At 41.7% G+C, this 12,740-nt stretch carries 10 protein-coding genes; 5 read left to right on the forward strand and 5 right to left on the reverse strand.

All coding sequences use genetic code 11. From position 1 onward, the window contains the following. The first annotated feature begins 2 nt into the window (after positions 1 to 2). The 3 genes from ED605_RS09740 to ED605_RS09750 all read left to right on the forward strand — a co-directional run bounded on the left by ED605_RS09740 (position 3) and on the right by ED605_RS09750 (position 4,442). Positions 3 to 2,615: an ABC transporter permease gene (locus ED605_RS09740; RefSeq protein WP_121978711.1), complete on the forward strand. Its 2,613-nt coding sequence runs from the start codon at positions 3 to 5 to the stop codon at positions 2,613 to 2,615. Between the two features lie 84 nt (positions 2,616 to 2,699). Further along, the gene (locus ED605_RS09745) at positions 2,700 to 3,170 is read left to right on the forward strand and encodes a glutathione peroxidase (RefSeq protein ID WP_121978712.1); all 471 of its coding nucleotides are present in this window, start codon (positions 2,700 to 2,702) and stop codon (positions 3,168 to 3,170) included. 156 nt (positions 3,171 to 3,326) lie between these two features. Then, complete coding sequence (locus ED605_RS09750; RefSeq protein WP_225419104.1) at positions 3,327 to 4,442, forward strand: hypothetical protein; 1,116 nt, start codon at positions 3,327 to 3,329, stop codon at positions 4,440 to 4,442. A 77-nt stretch (positions 4,443 to 4,519) separates the two neighbouring features. On the opposite strand, the gene ED605_RS09755 is transcribed toward ED605_RS09750, so the two are convergent. From ED605_RS09755 to ED605_RS09775, 5 genes are all read right to left on the reverse strand, one after another. After that, positions 4,520 to 6,313 carry an ABC transporter ATP-binding protein gene (locus ED605_RS09755; RefSeq protein ID WP_121978714.1) on the reverse strand — a complete coding sequence of 598 codons (1,794 nt, stop codon included), beginning with the start codon at positions 6,311 to 6,313 and terminating at the stop codon, positions 4,520 to 4,522. Between the two features lie 223 nt (positions 6,314 to 6,536). Next, entirely contained in the window at positions 6,537 to 7,577 is a 1,041-nt protein-coding gene (gene lplA, locus ED605_RS09760; RefSeq protein WP_121978715.1) for a lipoate--protein ligase, read from the reverse strand. A gap of 86 nt (positions 7,578 to 7,663) precedes the next feature. Continuing rightward, entirely contained in the window at positions 7,664 to 8,170 is a 507-nt protein-coding gene (locus ED605_RS09765; RefSeq protein WP_121978716.1) for a pyridoxamine 5'-phosphate oxidase family protein, read from the reverse strand. Between the two features lie 17 nt (positions 8,171 to 8,187). Beyond that, a complete protein-coding gene (locus ED605_RS09770) occupies positions 8,188 to 9,183 on the reverse strand; it encodes a D-2-hydroxyacid dehydrogenase (RefSeq protein WP_191981370.1) in 996 nt (331 codons plus the stop codon). A 51-nt stretch (positions 9,184 to 9,234) separates the two neighbouring features. Then, entirely contained in the window at positions 9,235 to 10,413 is a 1,179-nt protein-coding gene (locus ED605_RS09775) for an aminotransferase class I/II-fold pyridoxal phosphate-dependent enzyme (RefSeq protein ID WP_191981369.1), read from the reverse strand. 427 nt (positions 10,414 to 10,840) lie between these two features. Here ED605_RS09775 and ED605_RS09780 point away from each other — a divergent pair, with 427 nt between their 5' ends. Together ED605_RS09780 and ED605_RS09785 are read left to right on the forward strand one after the other, a co-directional pair. Beyond that, on the forward strand, positions 10,841 to 11,581 hold the full coding sequence (locus tag ED605_RS09780) for an ABC transporter ATP-binding protein (RefSeq protein WP_121978718.1): 741 nt from the start codon (positions 10,841 to 10,843) through the stop codon (positions 11,579 to 11,581). After that, positions 11,559 to 12,728, forward strand: coding sequence for an ABC transporter permease (locus ED605_RS09785; RefSeq protein WP_121978719.1), 1,170 nt, complete (start codon positions 11,559 to 11,561; stop codon positions 12,726 to 12,728). Before ED605_RS09780 ends, ED605_RS09785 begins: the two co-directional genes overlap by 23 nt. Positions 12,729 to 12,740: the final 12 nt, after the last annotated feature.

Genomic DNA, 12,740 nt, shown 5'->3' on the forward strand with positions numbered 1-12,740 from the left:
AAATGTATAAACTATTATGGCGTGACATTCGTAACTCCTTAGGTCGATTTATCGCAATTTCACTCATCATTCTACTGGGCGTTTTGATCTTCGTTGGTGTTAAAGCTACCGGCCCGGCCCTCATTGATTCCGCCCAGACAAATTTAGCCCAACACCGTCTATCAGATATCCAGCTGATTTCAAATAAAGGTGTGACGAGCCAAGATGTTCAAGCTGTCGAAAAGGTGGCCGGCGCCAAGGCTGAAAAAATAAAATTCAAATTTGTTTTGGGCGGCCGTAACAAAGATGCCGTTGCACTCTATGGGTTTTCCAACAATCGCGGTCAAAATCGGCTTCAATTAACAAGTGGCCATTTCCCAAAAAACGCAAACCAAATTGTTTTAGATCAGCGGGCGCAACGTCTAAATCACTATCAATTAGGCGATAAATACCGGTTTAGTAAGCAAGCCAATTTGAAAAAGCGAACTTATCGCATTGTTGGGTTTGCGAATTCTCCACAATATATTGATAACACCACTCGGGGCGCAACAAATATTGATACTGGGCAAGTCGCCTACTTTGCCTATCTTCCAAGTAGCCAACTCAATCTACCCGTTGCAACAATGATCAATATTCGTTTCCCAGCCATTCAAAAACTGGGGGCTTTTTCAAGTGAGTATAAACGAGCTGTCAATCATCGGCTCACCAAATTAAAGACTATTTTTAAAACCCAAGCTGCCAACCGCCAAGCTGAACTAATGGCAAAGGGTCAAAAGAAATTAACACTTGCTAAGCATCAACTATTACTTGCGCAACAAAAAATCAACCTCGCCAAACAGGCTTTGGCCAAACGTTCTCAAGGCCAAATCAGTACGACTAAAGCACTCACCCTTCAGCAAAAAAAGCTTAACTCGCAAAAGCAGCAACTCAACCGCTCACAAGCTAAGTTAAGCGCTAATTCAACGCCAACCTATACTTGGTCAACCAGGCAGGACTTGGCCGGCTTTTCGGCTTATGGTGAAAGTGCTGACCGAATTGCCGCAATCGCTAACGTTTTTCCAGTATTCTTCTTCCTATTGGCTGCTTTAATTACGTTTACAACCGTTACAAGAATGGTCGAAGAGGCCAGAATGCAAATCGGAACTTTCAAAGCACTTGGCTTTTCCAACACAGCAATCACCAAGAATTATGTTGCTTACGCTTCTTTAGCAGGTTTGTTGGGCGTTATTCTTGGTAGCTTTATCGGCAACCAATTCTTACCAAGGTTTGTGCTTTCAATCTACTCTGAATATATTTTCCACACACCAATTATTCATTATCAATGGGGGCCTATCTGTTTAGCAGCCATTTTCTCCTTGATCGCAACGGTTGGCGCCGCGCTATATGTCAGCCTCAAACAAATTAAAGAGGTTCCCGCTGCCCTCATGCGACCCAAGTCCCCCAAATCTGCAAAACCAATTCTATTAGAGAAGTTCACGTGGTTGTGGTCGAAACTAAAATTCTATCAAAAGATTAGCTACCGCAATCTGTTTAGATTTAAATCCAGAGCATTCATGACTATCCTTGGCATCGCGGGCGGAACAGCGCTTATTTTAACCGGTTTCGGGATTGCCGATTCCATCAACGCTTCCGGACACCGCCAATTCAGTCAAATCATTCATTACCAGTCAATTGTCCAAGCAAATCGATCAACTGAATTGGCTTCCATCAAGAAGACGTTACGGAATAGCTCTCATTATCAAAATAGCACACCGGTTGGTACCTCTGTCGTTAAGGTACGTGCAAATGGCCATCAACTAAATGATGTTAATCTGTATGTCCCAAAGTCTCCACGTTCTTTCCAAAAGGATGTCTCTTTATCCGATCTTTCAACCGGCCGTCGCATTCCACTTCATCAAAAAGGCATTGTCATCTCCCAAAAGATTGCCAAAACATTGGCAGTTAAAAAAGGCGACACTTTGACAATCCCGGTTACAAACGGCCCCGCCGTCTCAGTGAAGATTTCGGCCATTACCCGAAATTACATTGGCCATTTTATGTACCTGTCACCTAAAGCCTATCATCGGGCATTTCATCAAGCGCCCGTCATTAAAAGCCTCTTTGTCAAACTGGCGAAAGCCACCCCTCAGCAGCAAACCCAGCTGGGGAGAAAATGGTTAAGTCATAATCCCCATATTCTGGGTGTCAGTTTTACAGCTGATCAACGCAAAACCGTTAATCATATGTCTAGTCAAATGAGTCCAGTCGTCTTAATTTTCATTTTGTTATCAGGGATTCTATCGTTTGTGGTTCTGTATAATTTGACCAATATCAATATTTCAGAACGACTTCGCGAACTATCCACCATTAAAGTTCTCGGTTTCTTCGATCGGGAAGTTACCATGTATATCGCCAGAGAAAACATTGTTCTGGCAATAGTTGGGATTATCCTCGGCTTTGGCTTTGGTAATCTCTTAACGGCTTACGTTCTTCATCAAGCTGAAACGCCAACGGTTGTCTTCCCACTAACCATCCACGTCCAGTGGTACCTGGTCGCAACCATTCTTATGATTCTCTTTAATTTAATTGTCATTTGGGTCGCCCACCAGCATCTCAAGCAGGTTGACATGGTGGAAGCCCTAAAATCAAATGAGTAATCGCCAGATGGGCTTGTTTTGCATCAATAAATAGCGTACAATTTATTTAATTTAATCAACTGGTTAATATAAGGAGTGATTAATTTGACAACTGTTTATGATTTTTCGGAAACTGAGATGAATGACCAACCGCTTAATTTAAAAGATTATCAAGGAAAGGTCCTGTTGATTGTTAATACCGCCAGTAAATGTGGCCTGGCTCCACAACTGGAAGGACTCGAAAAGCTTTATAAGAAGTATCGAGATCAAGGTCTCGTTGTGTTGGGACTGCCTTCAAACCAATTCCATCAAGAACTTGAGAATGATGAGAAAACGGAAGAATATTGTCAACTGCATTATGGCGTGACTTTCCCAATGACTAAGCGGGTCGCTGTTAATGGTGATCAAGAAGACCCGTTATTCACCTATTTAAAAGAAGCATCGGGTCATGGTAAGATCAAATGGAACTATACGAAGTTTCTAGTTGGTCGTGACGGCAAACTGATCCATCGCTATGCACCGATCACGAAACCAGAAGCAATCGAAGAAACCCTTTCTCAGGCACTCAGTCATTAATTTCACATTGGTTCAATAATTGACTCCTCAAAAACTGATTAAAAGTGGCGTTTAATCTCCCTTTTTAATCAGTTTTTATTTTACTTTTAAAATGCTATATATTAGCATAAAAGAGTTAGGCTATTTGTATTAAGCATGCCTGAGGGGGCATATGAGTTGAAACTTTGGAAATCCCTAATCATCATGCTAGGATCTCTAATTTTATACAGTGGTTGGGTCCAGCCAGTCAACGCTAAGTTAGTGATTTATCATCAACGGTCATCCGGCTTAATTTATGATCAGCATAATATGCGCTATTTAAACGACTCAAAGGTCCATTACGTTCGGGTGCCAAAGCACTATACTCACGTTAAAGCCGGTTATAAGCGCCATAAAATTAAGGCTACTCGCGGTAAAAAAGTTATTTTTAAGACCAGGTATCTGTTGCCATTTCCAGGCAAAAACGGCCAACATTGGGGAAATCCTCAGTCGATTGCAATGACTGGCAAAAAATACATGTACATCGTCTACTGCCCAACTACCCTACATAATCGAGGTCGTCTGGTTCGCTTTAATACTCGAAAACTGGATTCGCTTGGCGTTCGGCTTCACCCTACAGAATTGCGGGACGCCTATGTGAAAAAGAAGGGCCATTACTCGCACATTCAAAAACAACTCCACCGAGCTATCAAGGTGGGCCCACTTTTTATAACCGGTCATGGTCAGTCATTGGCTTATAATTGGAAAAATCACGGAATGTACATGTGGCGGGATAAAGAAAAAGCGCCAAGAGTTCCCGTCAATCACTGGGCCTACATTCAGCATATCAATCTAAAAAAATTACGACCTGATCACGTAATTCGATTTCGCTTAAGCAGCCACGGCCTTCACGTCCCCTGCGGACACAATCTAACCTTTGATAAAAGCGGCCACGCCTATTTTTGGTCGTTTCCCGGTTGGTGTGCTTATATCTACAAAGGTGTGATCCATCATCGTTCTGTCAAATTCCGACTCACTAAACAGAAACTACGCCACTTACCAGGAACCCGAATTCAAAGTATGGCTTATAATCCACTCCGTAAACGATTACTCATGATCTCTGATGATTCAATTGCCAGTTTCCCAAGAAACCGATTGCTGGGACGAGGACATTTAACCAACCATTGCTTTCAGTGGAGTCGATTTAGTCCCAGACGCGAATTTGAGGGAATTGCTTATAACGGAAAAAGTGGCATCGCAAACTTACTGGTTAACCACGTTCCCGAAGTAATGTCTTCAAATCATGCTTATTAATATCACCACCAAAAGCGGCCAACTCCGTCATATCGACAGAATCAGCCGCTTTTTTGATTCATCACTTGAATTTCAGATTACTCAAACTGTGCCTCATACAACTGTTTATAATAACCGTTTTGAGCCATTAAGCTCTCATGATTGCCTCGTTCGACAATCTGACCATCGTCAACCACCAAAATCTGATCAGCATTATGAATGGTGGATAAACGATGGGCAATCACTAATGATGTCCGCTGTTCCATTAAATTTTCCAAAGCATGTTGAATGGTTTTTTCCGATTCATTGTCCAAAGAAGCCGTCGCCTCATCAAGAACCACAATTTGAGCATCTTTGAGTAGTGCTCGGGCAATGGCAATTCGTTGCTTTTGTCCACCGGAAAGTTTGATTCCCCGTTCACCAACTTGCGTTTTCATCTGATCCGGCAGTCCCTTAATAAAGTCATCAATGTCAGCTAGCTTTGCTACTGCCCATAATTGATCCTGAGTGGCGCCCGGTGTCCCGTATTTAATATTATCAGCAATCGTGCCATCAATAATGAAAATATCTTGAGAAACAATCGCAATATTTTGACGCAATGAGCTTAATTGAATCTGCTTAATCGACACACCATCAAAAGTGATCTGGCCACTATCGATATCGTACAATCGATCCAGTAATTCGGTAATGGTGGACTTGCCAGCACCAGAATGCCCAACCAACGCCGTTTGTTTGCCAAACGGGATCTCAAAACTTACATCGCGAATTGCTGGCTTATGCGCTGCCTGTGGATCATCAACATCGTAGGTAAATGTCACATGATCAAACTTAACGCCTTGCTTAATTTTTGGAAAGGCCACAGCATCTTTGGCATCAATAATTTGTGGTTTCAAAGCCATAATATCGACAATTCGACCATAGGATACCAGCGACTGTTGAAACTGATTTAACAGCCTGGAAAAAGAGCTGATGGGACTTTGAAGAATCCCAACATAGCTTAAATAAGCAACTAATTCTCCTAATGTCAGCTGCTTTTTAAAAACAAAAATAGTTCCCATTAGTAACACAATTGCCGTTCCTAAATATTCAACAAAGTTAATCAAGGGTGAAAAGATTGCTTGGTTTCTGGTTGCTTCAATGATATTGTCCTTATTCATATTGGCTAATTTATTAAAACGACCAGTCTCCAATCCTTCAGTGGTGTAACTTTTAATCAGTTGAATCTCAGTCAGGGTATTTTGCAATTGGTTGGTCATTAAAGCCTGGGATTGCCGCGCTTTCTGATAGGAATTTCTGATGCGAGTTCGAAAAACGCGCACTACTAAGAAAATAAACGGAAACGTCAGACTAACCGCCAATGCCATTTCCCAATTCACAAAATAGATGAACCCCAACACGCCAACGAACGTAAAGATGCTTCCTATTAGGGACAGCATATTGGGTGAAATCAGGTTCTGGAAGTTGTTAATATCAGAAGTTAATCGAACCATTAAATCACCAGTTTTACTCGATTCAAAGAAGTGAGTATCTAACCGAATCAAGTAACGATAAAGCTGATTTCTTAAATTCGTAATAGCGCCCTGACTCATGATGCCCATCCAATAAGTCGACAGGTAAGTCAATATGCCAGAAATGGTTACGGTTAAAAGTAACAGTCCAATCACAATTAACAGCTGACTAACACTTTTATTTGGAATAACGTGGTCAATAATATATTGGTTAAATTGAGGTAATAAAAAATCCATTAAAGACAGAATTGTCAAAACAACGACATTTAATATCAGAACCCATGGCCGTTTTAAAACAGTGCCAAAAACAAACTTAAACATCCCGATCATTGTAACAGGTGGTTTGTTTCCCGTAGAGGCAGCCTGGTTTTGCTTTTGTTGCATCTCTTTACCTCCTTGCTGAATTTAAATGGCTTCTTTTTAATTATATATTTAGGTACCTAACTTAATTGAGTATACTAATTTTTGAATTGGCTTTCAACTATTTGGCTTGGACACAACTCTTCATCTCAGCCTTTCAGTATGCCACGTCGTTAAAGAATTGAAAACAAAAAAGGCTTACAACCTTTACGTCATAAGTCTTTATCTTGTTAGTCGACAATTATCGTTAATCCGTCGGCGTTTTTTCCAGCAGTAAATCCGCTAAGGCTGCCGGATCAACTTTTCCTAAATTATCAGCCAAATTAACCGACTGCAATGCATTAACCAGTGCTGGTTTAGTGAGTTCAGTTCCTTGAAGCGCTTTTTCAATCACCCCAATATCGCCACCCGTGATAAAATCACCATAAATTTTAATATCTGAAATTCGATTTTGATCGGTTAGTGAGTAATTAAAACTGACAGTGCCAATATCGTAATGCTTGGAAACATAGTAATCGAACCCTGGGTTTTGGCCATAATTCCATTCATCGGTATCATACTTTCCCTGCAGTCGTTGATCAATAATCGCCCAGTCGTGATCGTTCAAATGATAGGTTTTAATATCGTCAAGTGAATTGACTTTAAACAGTTTCAGTAACAATTCTTTTTTAAAGCCCTCGATGTCCATCGCTTGATATTGCGAATCTAAATAGGGTTTGATGTTGGTGACACGACTATGAACGGATTTGACCCCTTTTGATGCCAACTTATCTTTTTCCGGGGTTAAAACTTTCGTTGCCACATCCATGTTTAAATCAAACATTAATGTCCCACCGGCAGCGTACGATTGCCCAACTTTGAACATGGTCATGCCGGAAAACTTACTGTTACCAATGACCATATCGTTACGGCCGCGCATCTGGGCATCCTTAGCACCCATTTCGTGCAAAACATCAATGATCGGCTGTGCAAAATAACGAAAATCACCAAAATGCCGGTCATCGTTAATCACGATGTTTTCAAAAATAATGTTACCAAAATCATGATAAACGGCCCCACCACCGGAAGTGCGTCGGACCAGTTTAATCTTATTTTTTCGCAAATAGGGCATGTTAACCTCTGCATAGGCATTTTGATTAACCCCGATAATCACTGCCGGTTGATTCACATACATTATGAGACCATGACCAGGTAACTTTAAGTCATTTACCAGGTAATTGTCCAGCGATTGATTAACGATTGGATCATAAACCGGTTGGCCATTTCGCGATGTATCAATGAAAAACATTATCCCATCCCCAAAATAAAAGTCGTTGTTAACGCTACCATCATCATAGAACGCAATGCCGGCTTTTACAAATACCCGTTAAAAAATTACTTTTCATCATAGAGCTGAGCGTCGCCGGGATTAGCTTTAGCGGTATAGTTGTTGACGATGATTTTAATAACACCAACGTGGCTAAGAGCAGAATCCGGCAAATCAGCCCACTCATGGCCGATTTCGTGTTGGACAATTTGTTGCAAGGCATGTCGTTTTTCATTTACATCTTCAATCAGCTCAGCTTTTCCGGTGCCCATCACACTTTGATATTTGAAACTTGGTGTGTGATGAGCAGTATCTTTGGGATATAGAACGTGCCCATCCGTTTCAATCGCAAACCCAACTCGACCGTCCTTACCAATCAGTTCGCGTTTATAACCAACCGGTGCCCCATGAAGATAAAGGGTGAGGTGATTTTCATTATCAAATTCGTAACCGTAATTGGTTGGCACTACATAGGGATAATCGGGGGTTCGAAGTCCCAAATGAATCACCTCGGCATCAGTTAAAATCGCTTTAATCTGTTGGATATCCGTTACTTCTCGATCGGTTCGCCGCATCAATTTCACTCCTATCCCTAATTGACCTGATGCAATGACTTTTTACCTTTTAGGATAGTATCAACGTCGTTCAACGTAATTTCAACCATATTGGCAACCGCCACTTCAGTGTAAAACCCAATGTGTGGACTCACATTTACGTTAGGCATTGCCAATAGTTTTTCCAGATTATCATTGTGAAGTGGCTTTCCCGTTAAGTCATGGTTAACAATTGGCGTTTCACCTTCGAAAGTATCGATGGCCGCAGCTGCAATTTCATGATTGTTCAACGCTGCCACTAAATCCTCGGTTTTAACCACTGGCCCTCTGGAGGCGTTGATAAAAATTGCAGTCGGCTTCATCTCTTTGAAAACTCTGGCATTAATCATGTGATGGGTTTCATCAGTTAGTGGCGTGTGCATCGTCACAATATCCGCAGTTTTATAAACCGTCTCATGATCAACGTAGGTCACCGTATCGTTTAAATCCGGTCGATGAATCGGATCTGCGACAATCACTTTTGCTCCTAAAGCTCGAAAAATTCTGGCAACCGCACTCCCAATTTTGCCGGCACCGATAATGCCAACTGTCAAGGTATGAATTTCCTTGGCCTCGGTATTTGTCCAGGTGAAATCACCATGCATTTCACGTTCGCGAACCTCGCCTAAGTGGCGTAACAGGTACATCACATCAGCCAGTACCAATTCACTAACCGACCGAGGCGAGTATCCAGGGACATTGGTTACCGCTAACCCATTCTTAGTTGCTGCCGGTAAATTAATAATTTCATATCCGGTACTTCGAAGCGATAATTGTTTAATCCCAAATTCCTTTAATTTTTGGTAAACCACTGGATCTGGAATTGAAGCGTGCTGTAAAATGGCTACCCCATCGTATCCCTTTGCCAAGTCAACTGTCTCAACATTCAGTGGGACCGAGTTGGTATCAATGTGGTATTCGGGATGTTGCTTAACCCAGTCGTTAATCGGGCCTTGTTCATCAGGTCGAACAGTATACATTAGAATTTTCATAATAGTTAATTACCTCGTTTTCAATTAATTTAAAATCAGTCTTCAGATAATTTATCAGGCTTGGACCCTTTCAGCCACAAACTTTTGAATTCGGTCAATGGCTTTCTTCAAGTCGGCTTCACTGGCTGCGTAACTAATTCGAACATAACCTTCACCACCAGGGCCAAATGATGCTCCCGGCACAACCGCAACTTTCGCCTCATCAGCCAATTGGTTACAAAATTCGACACTGTTTTGGTTAAGCCCCGCTGGAATTTTAGCAAAAATATAAAAGGCACCGTTTGGATGTGGACAGGAGAAGCCGGCTTTTGATAACCCATCAATCAATAAATCGCGTCGCTTCATATACTCAGCTTTCATTGGCTGAGCATCATCCATTCCATTTTTAAAAGCTTCTTCAGCGGCCGCCTGCGCGTTGGTGGTCGCTGACGTAATTGTAAATTCGCTGACTTTGCCAACTTCATTGATCACGTCGGCTGGACCACAGATCATCCCGATGCGCCAACCCGTCATAGCGTGTGATTTAGAAACGCCATTCATGACAAGTGTTTGTTCAGGTAAAATTGCCCCCATCGACACATGGGTTCCGTCATAAGTTAATTCACTATAAATTTCATCGCTTAACACAAAAATATCGTAGTTGGCAATGACATCGGCTAATTTTTGCAAATCCGCTTTATGGTAGGTAACACCGGTTGGATTTGTTGGGTAGTTTAGAATAATGGCTTTAACCGTGTCCTTATTTTCCTCAATCACCCGCTGAAGCTTTTCAGGGGACAAAATAAATCCATTATCAGATGTGTCAACAAAGATTGGCTTAGCGCCACCCAGCATCGCAATCGGAATGTAAAGTGGAAAAATCGGGGTGGGGATAATAACCGTATCCCCCGGATTTAGCATGGCAGTTAACGCTGAATAAATTGCACCGGTTGCGCCGGCCGTAATTAAAATCTGGGTTGCCGGATCATACGTAACGCCATACTTTTGATGGAGATAGTTGGTGGCCGCCCGACGTAATCCAAGTGTCCCCCGAGAGTTCGTGTAGTGGCTTTCGTTATCATTGATTGCCTTAATCGCCGCTGCTTTTACATGATCCGGTGTATTAAAATCCGGTTCGCCCAACGTTAGTTTAACAATATCGGGAATCTTGGAAACCCGTTGATTAAACATTAAAATTGACGAAGGCGTTAACGCCGCCACTCGTTTATTCATTCGATTCGATAAATGACTCATACCAAATTCCTCCTAAAAAATAAGTCCTCCCAGCCACGATTGACTGAGAGGACCCACCTTAATTGGTTTTATCCCGCACAGTCAATTGCTTGATCTGCGCGGCCTTTTAATTTCCATCACGAAATTCTTTTGGCTTAACACAGATCAAATCTGGAAAAACCAAAAGTAATAACGGCAAGTATTCAATTGAGTTTTACCCATAATTGGCATTATTAAAAACTCCTTAGAATATCTGATACATTTATCATAGCCGTTTTAATCATTGAAAGCAAGGCCTGTTTTGGACGGTTTGAAAAGTCACCAGCAATTCATATGGTGCCTCAACGTTAAACTGATTATCACATTAAGATCGTTAGGGCTTGCACTTATATTAAAAGCTGTTAAACTAGTGAGTGAGTAATTACTCACTAAAAGGAGGCTGGCTTTTATGTCAATTACGATTCAAGTTACCAATCTCCAACAAGGATACGGTAAAAACGTTGTCTTGAGAGATATCAATTTAACTGTTAAGGGCGGTGAAATCGTTGGTCTGATTGGCCCCAGTGGTGCAGGAAAAACCACCTTGGTCAGCACGATCATGGGCATGCTAAAACCACAAAAAGGCACCGTCACCGTTCTACAACAAAGAATGCCCAATCGGAAACTATTAGGCAAGATCGGTTATATGGCCCAAACAGATGCTCTATACAACTCGCTGACCGCTCGAGAAAACCTTAAATTTTTTGGCGCCATGCAAGGCCTTTCTGTGGCTGAACTTAAAAAGCAAATTCCATACGCTGCTGGCATCGTTAATCTAAATGCCGATCTCGATAAATATGTCAAAAACTTCTCAGGTGGCATGAAAAGGCGGCTATCATTGGCAATCGCACTAGTCTCTAATCCGGAACTATTGATTCTTGATGAACCAACTGTCGGGATCGATCCTGAATTACGACAACAAATTTGGCATGAACTTCAGCATCTTGCCAAAGTCGGCAAAACAATTTTGCTAACCACCCACGTCATGGCGGACGCCGAGCAATCCGATCAGTTGATGATGATTCGAAACGGCGTGGCAATTGCCCAAGGAACCCCAAACCAACTAATTAGAAATTATCAAGTAACATCTGTTGAGGAAGTCTTTTTAAAAGCAGGGAGGCAGCAAGATGCGCACACTCACAATGGTTAAACGAATTCTAACTGAAATGCTCAGAGATAAACGTACTTTGGCACTTATGTTTTTAGCACCGTTACTTATCTTGACACTAATGTACTTTTTGTTTCAATCAAATACAGATCAAACCGCCTCATTAGCTGTTAAAAACGTTTCCCCCACCCTGGTCAAGGCCATTAAGAACGACCATATCGTCATTCATCACGTTTCATCAACTGCCAGTGCCAAGCAGATTATCAGGGATCACGATTATGCCGGCTTAATTTCTCAAAGTGGTGATAAAATAAACTTAACGCTACAGAATAGCGATCAAAGTAAGAGTGCCATTTTAAAGCAATGCTTACAGCAGGCTCAAGTCAAGCTCAAAATGCAGGCTGCCAAAACGGCCATTAATCAACAGCAAGAAGTGATTAGCCAGCAGCAACGGGCCATCAGACAGTTGCAACAGGCGCTCCATGCAGCACCCAAATCAACAGCAACGGGTGTGCCTGGCGGACTTAAAGGTTCTTCAAATCAGATAAACGCAATCTCAACTCACTATTTATACGGCAGCAGCCAATCCACCTTTTTTGACACACTTCTGCCCATCATGATTGGTTTTGTTGTCTTCTTCTTTGTTTTCTTAATTTCTGGCATTGCACTGTTACGTGAACGCACTACCGGAACGCTTAATCGTTTGTTAGCAACCCCTATCAAACGAGGCGAAATCATTAGCGGTTATTTGGCTGGCTATGGCATTTTCGCGTTAATTCAGACGCTCTTAATTGTTAGTTTCACCATCTTTGCTTTTAACATTCAAATTTTGGGCAGCATCTGGAACATTTTGTTAATTAACATCTTGTTAGCCTTTGTTGCCTTAGCTATGGGGCTGTTTATTTCAACGTTTGCCTCTTCCGAATTTCAGATGGTCCAATTTATTCCAATCGTTGTCATTCCCCAAATCTTTTTCTCCGGCATTATTCCAGTCGATCAGATGGCTAATTGGTTACAACCAATTGCTAAAATTATGCCACTTTACTACGGTGCCAGTGCGATGAGCAATGTGATTGAAAAGGGCTCTAATTTTATGAAGATCTTTCCAAATATAAGCATTTTAGTTGGTTTTGCAGCATTATTCTTAATTCTAAACATCTTTTCTATGCGTCGATATCGTCAAGTATAAGGAGGAAATCAA

Source organism: Lentilactobacillus raoultii (assembly GCF_900411375.1).
Classification (GTDB): domain Bacteria; phylum Bacillota; class Bacilli; order Lactobacillales; family Lactobacillaceae; genus Lentilactobacillus; species Lentilactobacillus raoultii.